This window comes from Nostoc sp. TCL26-01, assembly GCF_013393945.1.
Taxonomy (GTDB): Bacteria; Cyanobacteriota; Cyanobacteriia; order Cyanobacteriales; family Nostocaceae; genus Trichormus.
In genome coordinates, this window is record NZ_CP040297.1 from 3508776 (window position 1) to 3530461 (window position 21686).

Below are 21686 nucleotides of genomic sequence, written 5' to 3' on the forward strand. Positions count from 1 at the left end.
TGATATGACTATTGAGATAATAACTCTTTTGATTCTAGGAAGATTTACTACTAGACGCAGAAGTGTTGTTGACCAATTAGTAGCGATAACAGCATTGAGTTCGAGTTCTTATAGCCTTTTAACAGTCATAAGTTGAATAAGGTAGTTTACTACTTATCAATTTGATAATTGGTAATTAGAAAAACCTTACTCGTGGTTTTCATTCAATTACTAATTAGTAATTACCACAAGAGACAAACTTGCTGTTACAAGGCCGATTCTAGATTGAGTTGTTTCCTAAATCTGACGAGTATAAACAAGGAGAATTATCAATGGCTCTTTACGGTTATACAATCGGCGATGTTGATGTCAATTCTACCCTCGCGGGAGAACAATTCCAGGTTTATCGCTTCCTGATTCCTGTACCTCCTGTAAGTGCAAGAATTATTAGTCCTGAGCTAGTCGGCACAGTGACTGTTAATGTTACTGGTAACCCAGATTTAGAAGGTTTAGGAACTAACTATACCAACGGCAGAGTTAGTGCTGTTAATGAACCAAATTTCGGCGGAACAACTGTTCGGGTTAGCAGTATTGATAGACCTTTCCCTTCTCCAGCTCCTGTTGCTGTTACACAAAACAGAGTACCAGCCACACTAAATCGCTTTGGTAGCGAAACTGGTGCTGACTTTGGGCGTGATTTTTCTGTAGCTACAAACCCACCAGCAGTTCTATACAACCTGGGAGCAAACGCTGACGCTAGTGATGGCCCAGTCGGCACATCACTTTACAAACTTGGTTTGAGTGGAACCAGTGCCAATACTATTCAGATTATAGATGCCACACCCACTGCTGCTGAAACAGCAGGAACTACACCCACCAATCCTGGAATATATGCTGATGGATTAGCTGTTGATAATCTAACTCCAGGGCGCACTCGTGCATTTGGCAGCGATTTCAGCAATGTAGATGGAGATGGAGCGCAACTTCACAAAGTTGATTTGCTGACTGGTCAGTTGTCTGCACCAATTCAGTTGAGAGATTCCGAAACAAACCAACTTCTTGCAGCTAACAAAGATTCTGGACTAGCGTTTACCAGAGTTCCTTTCCCTGGTAACACAGATACTAGCCCTCAAAGACTGATAGCTTTGTTAGAGAACGGATTCCTCTACGAAATCACAGGCTACGAAGACGAACTCAACGCATCAGGTTTGAGTTTAGGTAGTGCTACAGGAACCAACGGTGCTGGCTTTGCCACTGCAACGTTAATTGGTGTAGTAAACTTACCAAATGCTCTTAGTGGCAGCACTGATTATGAAGGTTTCACAATTGTTAACGAAGGTATTAATGGTTAATTCCTGGGAAATGTGCTAAGGGAATTTAATCCCAACTAACAATAAATCCTACATCGATCCTTATCTGCCAAAATTTAAGCAGATACAAGGATTGATGTAGGTTTGACGTAACTAATAAGTACTTGTGCAAATTTAATCACGCATCACATCTCAACTTTAACTTTTGTTAAGTGAGCAGTGACCATGAAATGTGAGTTTGTTCAAGTACTTATAACTTTTTTTGGGATATTATGTATATTTTTAAACTTTTGTGTGGCTATTTTACGGTATTTATCTTGACCGTTACAGCCAAAGTTTACTTTTGTAAATTACTCTTAACAAAATGTTTAAAACTTTATGTAATAACAAATTCAAATAAATAAGTTAAGAACTTTCAAAGAATAACTTATGCAATTTCTTGATATATTGTGAGACAAGTTACAAATTACGTGGCAGGCAATTTTTTGATCTTTCGCTTGTGGCTTTGCTAAACATCCGTTAAGCAAATTGACTCGTAGCTAGTTTCCTGTATGTGAAGGAAGTCAGCGAGAGTGCGGAAGCGGAAATGTGGATAAAGCAGCCCGATTTCCGGAAAAAACCAGAAATATAGGCGTATGACCTCATAATTTCCGTAAAAAAGGAAGTTGTGGTGGGATGAAAGCAGTTTTGTGGGGTAAGAGGAACAGATAAAAGAGAATTTTTTTAACTATGGCAAGAGGAAAAGCACAGCTCTAACTTTTAAGTAACCTTGGATCGGCAAAGCACTGATAAAAAGGCTGACAGCTATAGTCAAGGGTTAGTGGCACAACATAGCCAACCTCTACCAGAGACAACCTCTAGCAAAAAATTGTTCCTGTTTTTCTCCTGGTTAACGGGGATGCAAGACGAGTGTGAGAGGAAATTGCACCCAAACGTGGTTTGATAAGTAAAAAGAGTGACATCTTGGAAGGATAGATATGTCTTACGCTCAAACGAAGACTCAAGCAAAAGCTGGGTATAAAGCCGGGGTTCAAGATTACAGACTAACTTATTACACACCTGATTACACACCAAAAGATACAGATATTCTGGCGGCGTTCCGTGTTACACCCCAGCCCGGAGTTCCTTTTGAGGAAGCGGCTGCGGCGGTAGCGGCTGAGTCTTCTACTGGTACTTGGACGACTGTATGGACTGACTTGTTGACCGACCTAGATCGTTACAAAGGTCGTTGTTATGACATCGAACCTGTTCCCGGCGAAGACAACCAATTTATTGCTTACATTGCCTATCCCCTGGATCTGTTTGAAGAAGGCTCTATCACCAACGTTTTAACCTCAATTGTCGGTAACGTATTTGGTTTTAAAGCTCTGCGAGCATTGCGTTTGGAAGACCTACGCTTTCCTGTAGCTTACATCAAGACCTTCCAAGGGCCTCCTCACGGTATCCAAGTTGAGCGTGACAAAATCAACAAATATGGTCGTCCTTTGTTGGGTTGTACCATCAAACCTAAATTAGGTCTGTCTGCGAAGAACTATGGACGCGCTGTATACGAGTGTTTGCGCGGTGGTTTGGACTTCACTAAAGACGACGAAAACATCAACTCTGCACCATTCCAAAGATGGCGCGATCGCTTCTTGTTTGTAGCTGAAGCCATCAGCAAAGCCCAAGCCGAAACTGGTGAAATCAAAGGTCACTACCTGAACGTAACTGCACCTACTTGCGAAGAAATGCTCAAGCGGGCTGAGTTTGCCAAAGAACTCAAGCAGCCCATCATCATGCACGACTACCTAACCGCAGGTTTCACCGCTAACACCACCTTGGCTCGTTGGTGTCGTGACAACGGTATTCTACTGCACATCCACCGCGCGATGCACGCAGTTATCGACCGTCAAAAGAACCACGGTATTCACTTCCGTGTATTAGCTAAAGCCCTACGTCTATCTGGTGGTGACCACATCCACACCGGTACAGTGGTTGGTAAATTGGAAGGTGAACGTGGCATCACAATGGGCTTCGTTGACCTATTGCGTGAAAACTATATCGAGCAAGACAAGTCTCGTGGTATTTACTTTACTCAAGACTGGGCTTCTCTACCTGGCGTAATGGCAGTTGCTTCCGGTGGTATCCATATCTGGCATATGCCTGCTCTAGTAGAAATCTTTGGAGATGACTCCGTACTACAATTCGGTGGTGGTACTCTGGGACACCCCTGGGGTAACGCTCCTGGTGCTACAGCTAACCGCGTAGCTTTAGAAGCTTGCGTTCAAGCTCGTAACGAAGGTCGCAACTTGGCCCGTGAAGGTAATGACATTATCCGCGAAGCTGCTAAGTGGTCTCCTGAGTTAGCTGTGGCTTGCGAACTGTGGAAAGAAATCAAATTCGAGTTTGAGGCCGTAGATACCGTCTGATCCTCAAGTAAAAGGTAAAAAGTTAAAAGGTAAAAGAAAATTTTTATTTCCACTTTTTACTTTTTACTTTCTACTTAAATTCTGGGCTGGATCAAGCATGAACCTCAAGCAAATTGCGAAAGATACAGCGAGAACTCTCCAAAGTTACCTGACATATCAGGCACTGCGGACTGTGATGGCACAGTTAAGCGAAACTAATCCTCCCTTGTCTATCTGGCTGCACAACTTTTCTGCCGGAAAAGTTCAAGACGGAGAAGTATATCTCGAACAGTTATTCCGGGAAAAGCCTGACTTGGCGTTACGGATTATGACAGTCAGAGAACACATAGTTGAGGAAGTTGCCGACTTTTTACCGGAAATGGTTCGTGCTGGTATTCAACAAGCCAACATGGAACAACGCCGTCAGCATCTAGAACGCATGACGCAACTGAGTTTATCTAACGTCAGCCTGGAATTAGGGGAACAAGCAAGTTCTGATCCTAACTTGGATAATTTATCCAGTTAAGTATCCATACCTGTTTTCAAGTCGTCAAAAATATACCAATCCATTATTACCAGCCATGCAAACCCTACCAAAAGAGCGTCGTTACGAAACCCTTTCTTATTTACCTCCCCTCACCGACGTTCAAATCGAAAAGCAAGTTCAATACATTTTGAGCCAAGGCTATATTCCAGCAGTTGAGTTCAACGAAACTTCTGAGCCTACCGAACTGTATTGGACAATGTGGAAATTGCCTTTATTTGGTGCAAAAACTTCCCGCGAAGTATTGGCAGAAGTTCAATCTTGCCGTTCTCAATATCCTACCCACTACATCCGTGTTGTAGGTTTTGACAACATCAAGCAGTGTCAAATTCTCAGCTTCATTGTTCACAAACCCAGCAGATACTAAAAACTGATTTGGTTTAAATAATTCATCTATATAAAGAGAGGTAAACAGTTTTACCTCTCTTTTCTTGTCTTGGAAGATTTTTTATATGAGTGAATCGCAAGTAATTGCCAGCACACCATCACCTCGCACTCGCCATAGTCTAGCCACGGACTTATTCAATGCAGGCCTAAACTCAAATATGACCGTAATAGTCCATTCATCTCTTAGTTCACTTGGTTGGGTTTGTGGCGGTTCAGTTGCAGTAGTTCAAGCATTGATGGATGTAATTACGCCAGCCGGAAATTTGGTAATGCCTACCCATTCTGGTGATTTGTCTGATCCTGTTAGCTGGCAAAAACCACCAGTTCCTCAAGAGTGGTGGTCTATTATTCGTGAAACTATGCCAGCTTTCGACCCGAAAGTAACTCCAACGCGAGGGATGGGAAAAATTGTTGAAACCTTCCGAACTTCGGAAAATGTGTTGCGCAGTTCTCATCCACAGGTTTCTTTTGCTGCTTGGGGAAAAGATGCTGAAAAGATAGTTTTAGATCATTCTCTGGACTACTCTTTAGGTGAAAATTCACCGTTAGCACGTCTCTATGATCTGAATGCCTGGGTATTGTTATTGGGAGTTGGATATGAAAATTGTACGAGTTTTCATTTAGCTGAGTATAGAGTTGGTCGAGGAAAGCCAGTTAAAAGGGGCGCGCCTATTCTAGAAGCTGGACAACCAATTTGGCAATGGTTCTCAGATATTGATTTTGATAGTAGCTGTTTTGTGGAAATAGGCGAAGCTTGGGAAAAAACTGGTGAAGTGAAAATTTCTACCGTTGGTTCTGCACAAAGCAAACTATTTAATATGAGAAATGCTGTTGATTTTGCGGTTACTTGGTTGAGAGATTATTTATAAAGTATAAATAAAATTACGGTAGTGGAGTGAGCAGATTAAAATGTGGCAATAGATTTAAAATTAACCGCAAATGGACGCAGGTAGACGCGGATGATGATGCACTATTCTAGTGTAGACACGCCACTAGCGTCTAAGAGGGTGTTTGAAAAGTTTTAGTAGGTATAAAAATGTCATTCTGACTGGAGCGGAGCATAAGGAAGAATCTAGGTTTTGTGGCACATACCGAGATGTTTCATTCCGCTACGCTGCATTCAACATGACAAAGAAACAGACTTTTCAAACGTCCTCTAACGCACTGCCATGTAATATGATGCGTTACGGCTAATTATAATTGCCTTGGTAGGGGTGTACTGCGTACATCCTTAAAGTCTTCATGTGTCGTAAAGATTACTTAAATTGGTATTAGCTTTTTTATATTCAGAAAATTTGTTTACTTTAGTGAATAAACATTATTTCTGCGGCTGTTTTTGCTAGAACTATACTGATTGATTTTTAGGCTAAAATTTATTTTTGAGTGTTGCCATGATGAAATCCTTACCTGTAGCTGTAGTTATTGTCATAAGTGCGATCGCACTCAATCAAAGTGCCTACGCTAACCCAGCAACCCTTTCTGAACCAATCATCCAACAGCAGCAAGCAGCAGCGTTGACAACAGAACCCGCAACCCTAAATAGTAAGTGGACTAATGTCAACAACGAAACTAATAATCTGACAAATAACTCTGTTTCTTTAATCCAAGAACGCAATTGTGAAAATCTTAACCCTCTAGATTTACTGAATAATGCCGATACGCTCTTAAAAGAATGCGCCAAACCAAGAGATAATAGATCAGCGCAACGTGTCGAACCAGTGGAATATTTTAAAGTCCCTCGCCTCGATTCAGGTTTAAGAGTAACAGTGACTAAATTTTAAATACCAAGTAGACAAGATAAAAATAAGTTTCTCGCCCTAAAAATTCCATTTGACTTTGTAAACTGCGATAGCGAGTTGTAGGAGTAGGTGCAGGATAAGCATCTATTCCTAAGTTTTTTGCCATTAATACTGCTCGTTTTAAATGTAACGGATCGCTGACAATCAAAAATTTAGTTAATTGTTGATGATTGCGGATGACTTCTAGAGCATTTTTTAGGTTTTGGTGAGTTGTACGAGACTGCGTTTCTGTCAATATATCGCTCGATTTTATTCCTTTATCTATGGCATAGCGTTGACCAACAACAGCTTCGGCAAGTTCATTACTGTCTCCAACTCCGCCAGTAAAAATGATTTTATTCACATTGCCATTTTTATACAAATTAATGGCATGATTAATTCTTTCTCGAAACACTGGTGAAGGTTGTTCTCCCCAGACGGCTGCGCCAAGAACAATGGCGGCATCAGCTTTGATATTTTGACTATTATTACCATACACATAAATACTAGTTGCGGTAGAGACAATAGCAAATAACAGTGCAGATGTGACAGTAATAAAAATTAGTTTACGATGAGGAATTCGATTTTTTTTGTGCATGATTAAATGGTTAATAGTCAATGGTCATTAGTCATTAGTCATTGGTCAATAGTCAATAGTCAATAGTTATTGGTCATTCGTCAACAGATTCTCTTCTTATCCCTCACTCCTTCACTCAGCACTCAGCACTCTCTCACTCCCTCACTCAGCACTCAGCACTCTCTCACTCCCCATTCCGATATCTTAATAAATAGATTTGTTTACACACAGAGGATGACAAAATGAAGGTATGGATTGCTTGTTTTTTGCTGTTGTTTGCTTTGGCGGAATTATTTGACTGGTTGCAAGGGTTTACACTGCCATTACCCATCTATATTTTAGGGGGAGCTTTTTTGGCTGTTGCTTCTAACTATGACAAAATTATTGGCTATTATTTCACTGACACAACCCTTGACGCATCACTAGAACAATCCCAGTTAGATTCCTCGTCTGTCAATTCCATTCCTCTGGCTGCGTCTAGTCAAGTTGCACAAAAGGAATTAGAGGGTGGGGAGTAATGAGTGATGAGTGCTGAGTGCTGAGTATCTTCTTTAGTCTTTAGCTTTTGGGTTCTGGTTAAAAACTGCGTTAGCGGTAGCTTACCGTAGGTATCGCCTCCAGCCATTAACTTGCTAAATTAAATAAAGCTGCAATTAATTAGCTTTTAATCCAATTTAGGCAACTGCCCCTGTGTCGTGATTAGTGCAATCTCTCATAAACTCCGAACTGCGTTTGTCAAAGATCATAGTTATCGTGATACGACTACTAGTAAGCACTGGTGGCAAATAGTTTTAGTCACTAGTCTGGGAGTCACGGCTTTGGTATGGGGCGTGAGGGAATTAAAATGGTTGCAGTCTTGGGAGTTGAAAGCTTACGATCAAATGCTGCGTTCTCGTCCCACAGAAGCACCAGACTCACGAATTTTGCTGGTGACGGTAACGGAAGAGGATTTAGCAAAAACCAAATGGCCTCTGTCGGATGAGATTATTGACAAACTGCTAGCTAGATTAGAATCTTATCAACCACGTGTCATTGCTCTGAATATTTACCGACCAAATCAAAAAGATTTAGGTGTTTGGCTAGAACATCACAGGGTTATTCTTAGCACTTGCTTATCTAGTAGCATGGGTAGGGCAGAAATTCCCCCACCACCTAATTTTCCTATAGAAAATGTCGGCTATAACGATTTGATGCCTGACACAGAGGAAGATCAAATTGTCCGTCGTGCTTTGCTATTTTTTGAACCTACGGATAGTAAATGTGCGACGCAATTTTCATCTGCGGCTTTAGCAGCCATTAGCTATTTAGAACAAACAGATATTCACGTAGATTTTGCCAAACATAATTTTCGTTTGGGTAAAAAAGTCTTTCCCATCCTCACATCTAATTCTGGTAGCTATGAAGGTGTGGATGCTAAAGGTTATCAAATATTATTAAATTACCGCCATCCTAATTACTTAGCTCAAACAGTCACACTCACGCAAGTTTTAAATAATCAAGTTGACCCTAATTTGGTTAAAGACCGTTTAGTGATGATTGGCACAACTGCCCCTAGTGTTCATCCTGGCTTATATACACCTTACAGTGCTGCACCAGGGCAACCAGTGAGAACGCCGCCGATTTTTATCCACGCACAGATAGCCAGTCAGTTACTCAGTACGGTCTTGGATGGAAGAACTCTCATTTGGTACTGGCCTGACTGGGCAGAATTGATCTGGGTGTGGGGTTGGTCATTAGTTGGTAGTCTTTTAGGATGGCGGTGGCGACATCCGTTATTACTCGCCATAGTCGGGAGTATAGCCCTGACTGTTTTGGTGGGAATCTGTGCTGGTGTCTTCCTCCAAGCCGGATGGATACCCTTGATTCCCCCAGCTTTAGCCTTAGTGATGAGTGGTGTGAGTGTAATGACTTACACTACATATCGCACACAGCAGCAAACCAAAGTCATTATGCTGCAAGTAGAAAAACAACAAGAGGTAATTGAGCAGTTAAATATCCTCTTGCAGGATACTCAAGCCCCTGACAGTACCACAGCCCTCTATGACCAACATTCTCATACTACCTCTGCCACAGTCACACCAGCCCAAAATACTGGTGAATTGTTGTTGGCGGGTCGTTATGATATCTCCAAAGTCTTGGCTGCTGGTGGGTTTGGTCGTACCTATTTAGCTCAGGATACTCAAAGGCCGGGGAATCCTACTTGTGTGGTGAAAAAATTAATGCCGGCACGCAGGGATACAAAATTTCTGCAAGTGGCACGGAGGTTATTTATTACGGAAGCAGAGATTTTAGAAGCGTTGGGTAAACATCCGCAAATTCCTGGACTGTTGGCTTATTTTGAAATAAATGACGAGTTTTATTTAGTTGAAGAATATATTCCTGGACATACTTTAAGTGAAGAGTTACCACCGATGAAAAATGTCCAGAGTGAAGTTTTTGTGGTTGAGATGATCAAAGGAATTTTAGAGATTTTAGCATTTGTCCATGAACATCGCGTAATTCATCGGGATGTGAAACCAGCTAATATTATTAGGTCGGCAGCAGATCAGCGATTAGTATTAATTGACTTTGGTGCAGTCAAATTAATGCAACCACCAACCGATGAAAAAACAGAATTAGCAACAGTAGCTATCGGCACACGGGGCTATTCTCCACCAGAACAATTTGCAGGTCATCCCCGCTTGGCTAGTGATATCTATGCTGTGGGCATGATGGGGATTCAAGCCTTGACTGGTATATTACCTCAAGAACTCCAGCCAGACCCACAAACGGGTAATGTGATGTGGCGACAGACAACACAAGTAAGTGAAGAATTAGCACAGATTTTAGATAAAATGGTGCGTTATCATTTTAGCGATCGCTATCAATCAGTTGCCGCAGTTTTACAAGACTTAAACCAAATCGCTGATTTCATCCACACATCATCAGCAGCGCGAGTTTCTCATAAAACGAGTAGATAAACTATGACTAACTTTATTTTCAAAAACTAAATGACACGATTTATTCATGACCAATTTGCTAAAGATTATCTTGAGGAATTACTCAAACCTTAGGAAAAGTTGAAGCACCTAGCCGTGTTGCTGGGGAAGTTAGAGAAATAGATGTTTTGTTTTCTCCTTTATCAAAACAAAGTACTAATTTAGAAACACTAGGATTATTAGGTAATCTAGCAGCGACACCTGCTATTTTTGAACCATTTCGTAACGCTGCTTCCAAAGAAGAAATTTGTGATTGCCTGTTAAAATTATTAGAAGTAAGAGGAGCATTACAACGGGAAGCTAATCGTAATAAAACTTCTGTACAAGAATTAGATGTTCCTAAATTATGGATTCTTACTCCAACAGCATCTCCAACAATACTATTAGGTTTCGGTGCAACTCAAGCCGTAAGTTGGACACCAGGAATACATTTTATGGCTGATTTTTTAAGAACAGCAATCGTGGCAATTCATCAGTTACCATGTACTCAAGAAACACTATGGTTAAGAATTCTGGGTCGCGGAACCGTACAAAGAAGGGCAATTGATGAATTAGAAGCATTGCCATCAAATCACCCATTTCGGCGAACAACGTTACAATTACTGTATAACTTGCAGCAAAACTTGGTAATTTCTCCAACTCAAGAAACAGATGATAGGGAATTAGTTATGCGATTAGCTCCACTTTATGAACAAGCTATCCAAGAAAGGGAACAGCGTTTAATTATACGTTTACTCAATCGCCGGATTGGGGAAATTGATGTCTTAAACATTGAGCGAGTTAAAGAACTATCCATTGAGAAATTAGAAAATTTGGGCGAGGCTTTATTAGATTTTTCCACTATTTCTGATTTAGAAGCTTGGTTAGACCAACAATAACGACAAATTGGCTGTAAATTAACCTGAATAATATTGACTATTCTTGTAAACTAGTCTAGTCCAGTATCAAGTTGGATTGACCATGACTCAGGGGCAAGAAACTGCTATTGCAGGCATCTATGAAGTGTGTATTGGTGTCCCAGACCCCATTTTTGCGATTCAGTATTGGGAGCAATTTGGTTATCGTATTGGTCAAGTAGGTGAATTATCCCCAGCCGCAGCTAGTCAACTATATGGGGTAAATTCTGCTTTACGTTCAATTCGTCTCTATCACCAAAATGCAGATCATGGTTTAATTCGGTTGATGGTTTGGCAAAACTCCACAAATCCGGGGTTGGGGTTAGTGTCGATGAAAGTTAAGGGTAATCGTTGGGCCACTAGCTTAACTGCTGACCTATTGACCATCTTAAATCATGCAGAAGATGCTAAAGCTGCAGGTTGGTCTATCAGGTATGGTTATCCTTACTGGGAAGTTATTTATCACAAAGAAAGAAAAAGCCGTCCATTTGTTCACGAGGCGGTAGGGGTGCGAGAGATGTTGTTGTTGCAACCCTTAACTCGACAGGTTTTATTTCAAAGGTTTGGTTATACCTTACCTCACTACGGAGAAATTAATCGGACTTGTGCTTTTCAAACCAGTCAGTTTACCCACATGGGTATTGTTGTTCAGGATGACAGCAAGGAAAGCTTGAAATTTTACGAAGATGTTTTAGGTTTGTTGCGGGTGCGTGATGATGTAGAAACTAGTTATGAGTCTTCACCAGCCGGACGAGATATTTTTGACTTGCTACCAGGGGAAAAATTTATTGTCACTACCTTTGATGATCCTCGTTCTTCTCAGTCTGATTTGATGGCGGCGCGGAGTGGTAGACTTTACGTTATTCGCTTTCCCAATGAGATGAACTTAGAGTCAAAGCTAGAAGCATCACAGCCTGGTAGTTTGGGAATGTCTCTTTACACTTACCGGGTGCGGGGAATAGAGACATATAGCGATCGCATTCAGTCCAGTTCTGCATCAAAATTTACTAGTATCATCGAGAACGAGTTCCGAGAGAAAAGTTTCTCTTTCGTTGCACCTGATGGTTATTTTTGGAATTTGGTAGAAGGGTATTGATAAAAAAGCGCCAGTGAAAGCGGAATAAAACTAGCGCTGTCGTACTATTGGTTTGTTAGTTATAAACAATGTGAATTTGATAGCCAATCAAAGAATATCCTCTCTAATTTGAGAGAATATTCTGCTATTTCCGTGAGAAATATGCCAAACAACAATTACCTTACAGAAATAGTTTTTTCTCTCAGTTCGTTGTGGGCATAGCTTATTGATAGGATAGCATATCGCCTGGTTACTGTTAACAGAAATCAATATTTTCTCAAATCAAGATATTGTGTCATATCGCATGATATGTGTTTGTTTATGATGGATTAATTAAGAAAATGCTTGTTTTTCATATATTTTTACCAACAATCTCAACAGGCGTAACTACTAGGATTTTCTCTCTAGCTACTTAATATAAATTATCCCAAAAAATAACCTCTGGGTGTACGCCTCAGAGGAGATTAGCAAAGACATTTAATTGTGGACTAGTACATATAAATCTAGCGCTTGTACTAAATTTATCTCATCCATCGAAAGGAACAGTTACGTTGAGATTAAATTGTGATGGGGCTTACCAACTTTGGATTCATATTATTATTGCTGAGTTCGGTGTTAAATTTAGTTTGGCGATCGCTTGTGAAAAACGAGCTGATGACTTCTCATAATCGATAGTTAAAGATTATCAGAGTTATTGTGAGCGATCGCCGTAAATCTGCGCTAAAATAGCATTATTGGCATAAAAGTCTCTGACAGTAAGTTCAATAGTCAAATACTTTTCACCACTAAATTAACCATGTCTCAAGAGCATGACGAATCACTTCAGATTCAACAGCTAGCCAGTCTTAAACCTACACACTTTGCCGATTTAATTAGAGCCGCACAATTGATATTCGACCCTGCATCGGGAGTCTCAGGTAGATATATCAAAGTTGACTGGCAAGAGTTTGGTATTCCTGAAGATGTAGAGCAGAACCTCAAATCACTTGGCAAAAAATATCGCTACTCATCACCTGATATTTCTAGTGATATTATTTGGTGTCAATTAGATGCGAAAACGCGGATCTGGTTTATCAACAATAAAGATGAATTATGGAAATTCGAGGAAGCGTTTCCTGCCTTAGATGAAGATTAGCAACCCATGTAGAGGAATCCGCTTTGATGACCAAACTGATTTGTTTAGGTAGGTAACAGGCGACAGGTAACAGGTGACAGAAAAGAAGGAAATTAGAGGTGTACTGACTTTTTTGTGTAAGCACAGGCTACGCCAACAAAAATCAAATGTGAGTCCTCTAGAGGACTCATATTTGATGACCAAACTGATTTGCGTAGTCAGGCAATAGGCAATAGGGTTATAGAAAATGAGGCGTTGCAGAACAGGGGGATGAATTTAGGCAAGCAGGGGAAGCAGGGGTGTGAACAGTGAACAGTGAACGTTGATTAACTGGTAACTGATAACTGTTAACTGGTAACTGATTTGGCAGGGGAGGAATTTTTGACAAAGAGATTTTAAAAGTTAGGAGTCTGAACAGCAAGAGGTTTTAGGCAATTATCTCTAGTTATTTACAGACCATCACATTAGTTAAAGTATATAGTTAAATTAATTTAAGAACCGTGTGTCAATGAATCAAAGTGTGGGTGTTGCTTCTATCCAGGAGGAACCAACTAACAAGAGTCCTGTTGTTGCTAAATCACAGCTAATTGTCAAGCAACTTATCATCCTCTGTTTAGAAATGCTACTAGCATTGCCTTTGGGTTGGACTTTAACAAAGTTCCACATAGGCGGTATTTCCTGGATATTTGGGGGAATTGCTGCGGGGACAGCCATTCTCCAAGGATGTCGGATTTTTTACAATTACGCTCCTAAGCCTAACCGTATTGCGAGAAAAGTAGGCATGGGACTAGTTGGACTTACAGTGGGTGCTTCAAATGCTAACAGTGATTTAGCCAGTCTTGCTTCTAGAATTCCCATATTTATTTTTCTGACTTTATTTTTACTATTATGTGGTAGCGGTATTGGCTATATTTACTCCCGCTTGAGTAAAACCAATATATTGACAGCGATGTTGGCTACAGTTCCCGGTGGCGTAGGGGTGATGTCATCTATCGCCGCCGATTACGATCGCAATGTCACTTTGGTAGCCTTAGTACAAGCAATACGTGTAACTTCCGTCGTCTTGCTCATACCTTTTATCGCTAGAACATCGGTGAATGATTATTGGAATTTGCCCACACTACCACTTAGAGGTGCTTTAATCGATTTTGATCCAGCACAACTAACTTTATTAGCAATAGCACTGCTACTGACTGGCATCATCATATTTCTTGCCATCATCTTGAATATTCCGGCTGGCGATTTTTTTGGTGCATTAATCTTGGGAGCAACATTTAATTTTTGGCTAAATAGCTTACCTTTTGTCAATGATGTTCACTTTCATGCGCCACTATTGGTCAACATCATCGGTCAAATTTTACTGGGAATTACCATTGGGGAATATTGGGGAGAAAAACCCAACTTCGGCACAAAAACCGTCGGTTATGCTTTGATGTCCGTCGTTATGACCTTGGTTGCAGGTGCGATCGCTGCTATTCTAGCTATGCAGTTAACCTCCTGGGACTGGCTAACTTGTCTATTAGTCACAGCGCCTGGTGGTTCAGCCGAGATGATTTTAGTTTCCCTCGCCCTCAACCATAATGTAGAAATCGTTACAGCCGGTCACTTAGTCCGACTCATCGCCATTAACAGTTCTTTACCTCTGTGGTTATTTTTGTTCCGTCGTCTTGATAGGAGATGGGGCGTAGAAAATAGGCAATAAAACTTACCTACTGGCGTGGCAAGCTTTAAACGTGGCGATAGATTTTTATTTTTGTAGGGTGCGTTAACGAAGTAACGCACCGTCTTATACCAATTCAAAATTCAAAATTCAAAATTCAAAATTCAAAATTAAGAAAGCCTTGTTCTACAAGGGTTTCCGTGTTTGGATCTGTATCAGATTTTTAGTGAATTGGTCTTAGAGGGTGTTGGAAAAGTTTCAGTAGGTATAAAAATGTCATTCTTCCTTACGCTCCGCGTAAGGAAGAATCTAGGTTTTGTGGCACATACCGAGATGTTTCATTCCGCTACGCTGCATTCAACATGACAAAGAAACAGACTTTTCCAACGTCCTCTTAATCTCATTGGCGGTGCGTTCCGCTACCCTGCGGGAACGCTACGCGAACGCAACAACGCACCCTACTATTGCACTACAGCATTGTGAATGTATTGACCGACATTGTGAATGTACTGGCTAACATTGCTAATGTATTGACTGACATTGCCAATGTATTGATTAACGTGAGTTCGACGACTGGAAAAACCCCTCTCAAACCTCTCCCCTGCAAGGAGAGAGGCTTTAAAACCCTCATTTTTCGTTGATATATTATGGTCTTTACTCCCCTCTCCGCGTCGGAGAGCAGGGTGGTTTCATACAAACAGAGAAAAAACAAAACTTTGTTTCAAAGCCTCTCCCCCCGTGGGGGAGAGGTTTGGAGAGGGGTCAAAACTTCTGCTACAAAGCGACAAATCAAGATGTATGTATTTTTCTTTTTTCGTATGAAACCACCCTGCCCTCTCCGCGTCGGAGAGGGGTTGGGGGAGAGGTCAAAAAAGATTTATCGAACTCACGTTTGATTAACATTGCCAATATGGACTATTGACCACCCTCAGCAAAGTTTTTTGGTTCAGTGCGTAAGTCCTATGTATTTTCAATTGACGCTGCAATGTATCTAAGTTATAACCAACTATCAAGGATACACGTATATATTTATTTGAGTATTACCACTAGCACATAGAGTAATCATCAAGACATTCTGACTCTTGCTCACACAACACTCAGATCCCCGACTTCTTGAAGAAGTCGGGGATCTAATTTCTCATGAATATCTCACTTATACTAAATCTTGAAAACAACAAACATGACACTCACAAAAACACCCACAAATATTGCAACCTCACTCCAAAACACAACACTGGTTGTCATCGACGCAGGAGTGCAAGACTATCAACTGCTACTAACAGGCATCACACCGACAACACCAGTACTCATCCTCCATCCCCAGCAAGATGGCATCGAGCAAATTACCGCCCTGATTAGCCAGCAACAAATCCACAGTCTGCAAATCATCGCTCACGGTAGTCCAGGCAACTTACAACTAGGCAACACCCAACTCAACCTAGATAACCTGTACCACTACCAACAGCAACTACAACAATGGCAAATCACAGACCTACTCATTTATAGTTGTGAACTAGCCCAAGGTGAAACAGGACAAGCTTTCATCAACCAACTACACCAACTCACAAGAGCAAATATTGCCGCCTCCACAAATAAAGTCGGCAATAGCCAACAAGGAGGAAGTTGGGAATTAGAAGTAAAAATAGGTGAGATATCATCTACCTTGGCAATTGAATCGATAGTCAAAAAGCACTATCCCCATGTATTAACTGACCCTGGTTTAATCTGGGCGAAAAACTTAGGGGCGAGTAGTAGTGACCTAGGCTTAAGCATAGAAGTGGATAGTGCAGGCAATATCTACACTACTGGCCATTTCCAAGGCACAGCCGATTTTGACCCAGGCAGTGGCACAACTAACCTCACAAGCACTGGTGGTAGTTTGGACATATTCATCTCCAAACTCAATAGCGATGGCAGCTTTGCTTGGGCGAAAAACTTAGGGGGGAGTAGTACTGACATAGGCTATAGCATAGCAGTGGATAGTGCAGGCAATATCTACACTACTGGCTATTTCGCTGGCACAGCCGATTTTGACCCAGGCAGTGGCACAACTAACCTCACAAGCACTGGTGGTGGTAGTACTCAAGACATATTCATCTCCAAACTCAATAGCGATGGCAGCTTTGCTTGGGCGAAAAACTTAGGGGGGAGTAGTACTGACGAAGGCTTTAGCATAGCAGTGGATAGTACAGGCAATATCTACACTACTGGCTATTTCGCTGGCACAGCCGATTTTGACCCAGGCAGTGGCACAACTAACCTCACCAGCGCTGTTGGTACTCAAGACATATTCATCTCCAAACTCAATAGCGATGGCAGCTTTGCTTGGGCGAAAAACTTAGGGGGGAGTAGTACTGACATAGGCTATAGCATAGCAGTGGATAGTGCAGGCAATATCTACACTACTGGCTATTTCCGAGGCACAGCCGATTTTGACCCAGGCAGTGGCACAACTAACCTCACCAGCGCTGTTGGTACTCAAGACATATTCATCTCCAAACTCAATAGCGATGGCAGCTTTGCTTGGGCGAAAAACTTAGGGGGGAGTAGTACTGACATAGGCTATAGCATAGCAGTAGATAGTGCAGGCAATATCTACACTACTGGCTATTTCGCTGGCACAGCCGATTTTGACCCAGGCAGTGGCACAACTAACCTCACCAGCGCTGGTAGTAATGACATATTCATCTCCAAACTCAATAGCGATGGCAGCTTTGCTTGGGCGAAAAACTTCGGGGCGAGTAGTACTGACATAGGCTATAGCATAGCAGTAGATAGTGCAGGCAATATCTACACTACTGGCTATTTCTCTGGCACAGCCGATTTTGACCCAGGCAGTGGCACAACTAACCTCTCCAGTGCTAATAGTAGTTTTGACATATTCATCTCCAAACTCAACAGCGATGGCAGCTTTGCTTGGGCGAAAAACTTAGGGGGGAGTAGTACTGACATAGGCTATAGCATAGCAGTAGATAGTGCAGGCAATATCTACACTACTGGCTATTTCCGAGGCACAGCCGATTTTGACCCAGGTAGTGGCACAACTAACCTCTCCAGCGCTGGTAGTGATGACATATTTATTGTCAAATTAGGTGCTGTTGCTACCCCAGGTGTCACCATCACCCAAAGCGGTGGTAACACAAATGTCACCGAAGGTGGTGCAACTGACACTTACACAGTCGTCCTCACCAGCCAACCCACAAGCAATGTCACCATCAGTGTCAACCCTGGCACACAAACCACAACCAGTGCCAACACACTCACCTTCACTGCCGCAAATTGGAATACTGCCCAAACTGTGACAGTCACTGCTGTCAATGACTCTGTAGTAGAAGGCAATCACACAAGCACTATCACTCACACAGCCACCAGCAGCGATACCAATTACAACGGCATCACTATTGACAGCGTCACTGCCAATATTACTGACAACGACACCGCAGGCGTAACCATCACCCAAAGCGGCGGTAACACAAATGTCACCGAAGGTGGTGCAACGGACACTTACACCGTCGTCCTCAGAAGCCAACCGACAAGTGATGTCAACATCAGTATCAACCCCGGCACACAAACCACAGCCAACCCAATAACCCTAGCTTTCACAGCCGCAAACTGGAATACTGCCCAAACTGTGACAGTCACCGCCGTTAATGATGCTGTAGTAGAAGGCGTACACACAAGCACTATCACTCATACAGCCACCAGCAGCGATGCCAATTACAACAACATCACCATTAACAGCGTTACTGCCAATATCACCGACAACGACACCGCAGGCTTAACCATCACCCAAAGCGGCGGTAGCACAAATGTCACTGAAGGTGGTGCAAACGATACTTACTCAGTCGTCCTCACCAGCCAACCCACAAGTGATGTCACCATCAGTATCAACCCCGGCACACAAGCCACAGCCAGTACCAACACACTCACTTTTACAAGTAGCAACTGGAACACTGCCCAAACTGTGACAGTCACTGCCGTCAATGACTCTGTAGTAGAAGGTAATCATACAAGCACTATCACTCACACAGCCACCAGTAGCGATACCAATTACAACGGCATCACTATTGACAGCGTCACTGCCAATATTACTGACAACGACACCGCAGGCGTAACCATCACCCAAAGCGGCGGTAACACAAATGTCACCGAAGGTGGTGCAACGGACACTTACACCGTCGTCCTCAGAAGCCAACCGACAAGTGATGTCAACATCAGTATCAACCCCGGCACACAAACCACAGCCAACCCAATAACCCTAGCTTTCACAGCCGCAAACTGGAATACTGCCCAAACTGTGACAGTCACCGCCGTTAATGATGCTGTAGTAGAAGGCGTACACACAAGCACTATCACTCATACAGCCACCAGCAGCGATGCCAATTACAACAACATCACCATTAACAGCGTTACTGCCAATATCACCGACAACGACACCGCAGGCTTAACCATCACCCAAAGCGGCGGTAGCACAAATGTCACTGAAGGTGGTGCAAACGATACTTACTCAGTCGTCCTCACCAGCCAACCCACAAGTGATGTCACCATCAGTATCAACCCCGGCACACAAGCCACAGCCAGTACCAACACACTCACTTTTACAAGTAGCAACTGGAACACTGCCCAAACTGTGACAGTCACTGCCGTCAATGACTCTGTAGTAGAAGGTAATCATACAAGCACTATCACTCACACAGCCACCAGTAGCGATACCAATTACAACGGCATCACTATTGACAGCGTCACTGCCAATATTACTGACAACGACACCGCAGGCGTAACCATCACCCAAAGCGGCGGTAGCACAAATGTCACTGAAGGTGGTACAACAGACACTTACACCGTCGTCCTTACTAGCCAACCCACAAGCAATGTCAACATCAGTATCAACCCCGGCACACAAACCACAGCCAATACCAACACACTCACCTTTACTGCCGCAAATTGGAATACTGCCCAAATTGTGACAGTCGCCGCAGTTGATGATGCTGTATTTGAAGGCAATCACACAAGCACTATCACTCATACAGCCACCAGCAGCGATAGCAATTACAACGGCATCACTATTGACAGCGTCACCGCCAATATCACTGACAACGACACCGCAGGCGTAACCATCACCCAAAGCGGCGGTAGCACAAATGTCATCGAAGGTGGTGCAACGGACACCTACACAGTTGTCCTCACCAGCCAACCCACAAGCAATGTCAACATCAGTATCAACCCCGGCACACAAACCACAGCTAACCCAATAACCCTAGCTTTCACAGCCGCAAATTGGAATACTGCCCAAATTGTGACAGTCGCCGCAGTTGATGATGCTGTATTTGAAGGCAATCACACAAGCACTATCACTCATACAGCCACCAGCAGCGATACCAATTACAACAACATCACTATTGACAGCGTCACCGCCAATATCACTGACAACGATACCGCAGGCGTAACCATCACCCAAAGCGGCGGTAGCACAAATGTCATCGAAGGTGGTGCAACGGACACCTACACAGTTGTCCTCACCAGCCAACCCACAAGCAATGTCAACATCAGTATCAACCCCGGCACACAAACCACAGCTAACCCAATAACCCTAGCTTTCACAGCCGCAAATTGGAATACTGCCCAAATTGTGACAGTCGCCGCAGTTGATGATGCTGTATTTGAAGGCAATCACACAAGCACTATCACTCACACAGCCACCAGCAACGATGCCAATTACAACAGCATTGCTATTGATAATGTTACTGCCAATATTACTGACAATGATCCTGCTACTCCTCCCAACACAGGTACACCAGGAAAAGACATTCTTTATGGCACAGCCGGAGATGACACCATCAATGGCTTAGAAGGTAACGACTACCTCATCGGCAATGCCGGCAATGACACCCTCAACTGCGGCACAGGCAACGACTACGGATTTGGTGGTGCAGGAGATGACACCATCAACGGTGAAGATGGCAATGATTTACTCTACGGTAATGAAGGTAACGATACCCTCATCGGTGGTGAAGGTAACGACAACCTCGATGGTGGTATAGGTGATGACACCCTCATCGGTGGCAATGGCAACGACACTTACACTGTCGATAGCTTGAAGGATAAGATTACCGAAACTGCTGAAGGTGGCACTAGAGATAAAGTCAACTCTTCTATCACTTGGACACTGGGAGATAACCTAGAAAACCTCACCTTAATTGGTAACGCTGCTATCAACGGTACTGGTAATAGCCTCAATAACCAAATCCTCGGCAATAATGCCAACAATATTTTAAATGGTGGCGACGGTGATGACTGGTTAATTGGACAAGGTGGTGATGATACCCTGATTGGTGGTGCTGGCAACGATCGCCTTAATGGTGGTAGTGGTAGTAATAACCTTAATGGTGGTGCTGGCAATGATATCTATGAGGTAGATAGTGCAACTGAGGTGATTACGGAAGCAGACAATGGGGGTACAGATACTATCATCTCTAGTGTGGAATTAACTCTGGCTACCAACTTGGAGAATTTAACTTTGGTGGGCAGTGGCAATATTAATGGTACTGGGAATGATGTCAGTAATCGTTTAGTTGGCAATGCTGGTAATAATACCCTGACTGGCTTGATTGGCAATGACTATCTCTCCGGTGAGGGGGGAAATGACACCCTTGTTGGTGGTTTGGGGAATGACACCCTTGTTGGTGGTAGTGGTATGGATACTTTTGATTTGACGGGAAGTAGGAGTGCTTTTGATACTATCTTGGATTTCCAAGTGGGTGAGACGGTGCTGTTGTTGGGTTCTGAGTTTGGCTTAAGTCAAGCTGGGACACTGAATGCTAGTTTGTTCCATTTGGGGACTGCGGCTGATAATTCTACTCAACGCTTCATCTACAATCAGGCTACTGGTGCTTTGTCTTTTGATGCTGATGGTAGTGGTGCGACTGCACAGGTGCAGATTGCTTTGTTCTCTAATTATGTGGTTTTATCTAATACTAATTTTACTGTTGTGTAAATATACG

At 42.6% G+C, this 21686-nt stretch carries 13 protein-coding genes and 1 pseudogene; 13 read left to right on the forward strand and 1 reads right to left on the reverse strand.

All coding sequences use genetic code 11. The features are described 5' to 3' along the window. The first annotated feature begins 311 nt into the window (after positions 1–311). The 6 genes from FD725_RS15185 (at position 312) to FD725_RS15210 (ending at position 6388) form a co-directional block, all read left to right on the forward strand. Entirely contained in the window at positions 312–1331 is a 1020-nt protein-coding gene (locus tag FD725_RS15185) for a hypothetical protein (protein WP_179048891.1), read from the forward strand. Between the two features lie 935 nt (positions 1332–2266). Further along, positions 2267–3697, forward strand: a complete 1431-nt coding sequence (locus FD725_RS15190) for a form I ribulose bisphosphate carboxylase large subunit (protein WP_179048892.1) — start codon at positions 2267–2269, stop codon at positions 3695–3697. Positions 3698–3794: 97 nt separating this feature from the next. Next, positions 3795–4202 (forward strand): chaperonin family protein RbcX, encoded by a 408-nt coding sequence (locus FD725_RS15195; protein ID WP_179048893.1) that lies wholly within the window; start codon positions 3795–3797, stop codon positions 4200–4202. 55 nt (positions 4203–4257) lie between these two features. Beyond that, positions 4258–4587, forward strand: a complete 330-nt coding sequence (locus FD725_RS15200; RefSeq protein WP_179048894.1) for a ribulose bisphosphate carboxylase small subunit — start codon at positions 4258–4260, stop codon at positions 4585–4587. 85 nt (positions 4588–4672) lie between these two features. Continuing rightward, positions 4673–5476, forward strand: coding sequence for an aminoglycoside N(3)-acetyltransferase (locus tag FD725_RS15205; protein WP_179048895.1), 804 nt, complete (start codon positions 4673–4675; stop codon positions 5474–5476). Positions 5477–5998: 522 nt separating this feature from the next. After that, positions 5999–6388 (forward strand): hypothetical protein, encoded by a 390-nt coding sequence (locus FD725_RS15210; RefSeq protein WP_256871624.1) that lies wholly within the window; start codon positions 5999–6001, stop codon positions 6386–6388. On the opposite strand, the gene FD725_RS15215 is transcribed toward FD725_RS15210, so the two are convergent. Then, a complete protein-coding gene (locus FD725_RS15215; RefSeq protein WP_179048896.1) occupies positions 6378–6983 on the reverse strand; it encodes a YdcF family protein in 606 nt (201 codons plus the stop codon). The two genes, FD725_RS15210 and FD725_RS15215, sit on opposite strands and share 11 nt — an antisense overlap. Positions 6984–7204: 221 nt before the next feature. On the opposite strand from FD725_RS15215, the gene FD725_RS15220 reads away from it, so the two are divergent. The 7 genes and pseudogenes from FD725_RS15220 (at position 7205) to FD725_RS15250 (ending at position 21679) form a co-directional block, all read left to right on the forward strand. Then, positions 7205–7480 carry a hypothetical protein gene (locus FD725_RS15220; protein WP_179048897.1) on the forward strand — a complete coding sequence of 92 codons (276 nt, stop codon included), beginning with the start codon at positions 7205–7207 and terminating at the stop codon, positions 7478–7480. A gap of 177 nt (positions 7481–7657) precedes the next feature. After that, on the forward strand, positions 7658–9922 hold the full coding sequence (locus FD725_RS15225; protein ID WP_179048898.1) for a CHASE2 domain-containing serine/threonine-protein kinase: 2265 nt from the start codon (positions 7658–7660) through the stop codon (positions 9920–9922). Positions 9923–9952: 30 nt separating this feature from the next. Further along, a pseudogene (locus FD725_RS15230) lies at positions 9953–10818 on the forward strand (DUF4351 domain-containing protein). Between the two features lie 82 nt (positions 10819–10900). Continuing rightward, positions 10901–11932, forward strand: coding sequence for a VOC family protein (locus FD725_RS15235; protein ID WP_179048899.1), 1032 nt, complete (start codon positions 10901–10903; stop codon positions 11930–11932). A 775-nt stretch (positions 11933–12707) separates the two neighbouring features. Next, entirely contained in the window at positions 12708–13046 is a 339-nt protein-coding gene (locus FD725_RS15240) for a hypothetical protein (RefSeq protein ID WP_179048900.1), read from the forward strand. Positions 13047–13533: 487 nt separating this feature from the next. Then, positions 13534–14727 (forward strand): AbrB family transcriptional regulator, encoded by a 1194-nt coding sequence (locus FD725_RS15245; protein WP_179048901.1) that lies wholly within the window; start codon positions 13534–13536, stop codon positions 14725–14727. A gap of 1138 nt (positions 14728–15865) precedes the next feature. Beyond that, positions 15866–21679, forward strand: coding sequence for a DUF4347 domain-containing protein (locus FD725_RS15250; protein WP_179048902.1), 5814 nt, complete (start codon positions 15866–15868; stop codon positions 21677–21679). Positions 21680–21686: the final 7 nt, after the last annotated feature.

What these genes read in the sequence shown, in the direction of transcription:
- FD725_RS15185 (WP_179048891.1), top strand. Translation starts at nt 312, where the DNA reads ATGGCTCTTTACGGTTATACAATCGGCGATGTTGATGTCAATTCTACC.
- FD725_RS15190 (WP_179048892.1), top strand. Translation starts at nt 2,267, where the DNA reads ATGTCTTACGCTCAAACGAAGACTCAAGCAAAAGCTGGGTATAAAGCC.
- FD725_RS15195 (WP_179048893.1), top strand. Translation starts at nt 3,795, where the DNA reads ATGAACCTCAAGCAAATTGCGAAAGATACAGCGAGAACTCTCCAAAGT.
- FD725_RS15200 (WP_179048894.1), top strand. Translation starts at nt 4,258, where the DNA reads ATGCAAACCCTACCAAAAGAGCGTCGTTACGAAACCCTTTCTTATTTA.
- FD725_RS15205 (WP_179048895.1), top strand. Translation starts at nt 4,673, where the DNA reads ATGAGTGAATCGCAAGTAATTGCCAGCACACCATCACCTCGCACTCGC.
- FD725_RS15210 (WP_256871624.1), top strand. Translation starts at nt 5,999, where the DNA reads ATGATGAAATCCTTACCTGTAGCTGTAGTTATTGTCATAAGTGCGATC.
- FD725_RS15215 (WP_179048896.1), bottom strand. Translation starts at nt 6,983, where the DNA reads ATGCACAAAAAAAATCGAATTCCTCATCGTAAACTAATTTTTATTACT.
- FD725_RS15220 (WP_179048897.1), top strand. Translation starts at nt 7,205, where the DNA reads ATGAAGGTATGGATTGCTTGTTTTTTGCTGTTGTTTGCTTTGGCGGAA.
- FD725_RS15235 (WP_179048899.1), top strand. Translation starts at nt 10,901, where the DNA reads ATGACTCAGGGGCAAGAAACTGCTATTGCAGGCATCTATGAAGTGTGT.
- FD725_RS15240 (WP_179048900.1), top strand. Translation starts at nt 12,708, where the DNA reads ATGTCTCAAGAGCATGACGAATCACTTCAGATTCAACAGCTAGCCAGT.
- FD725_RS15245 (WP_179048901.1), top strand. Translation starts at nt 13,534, where the DNA reads ATGAATCAAAGTGTGGGTGTTGCTTCTATCCAGGAGGAACCAACTAAC.
- FD725_RS15250 (WP_179048902.1), top strand. Translation starts at nt 15,866, where the DNA reads ATGACACTCACAAAAACACCCACAAATATTGCAACCTCACTCCAAAAC.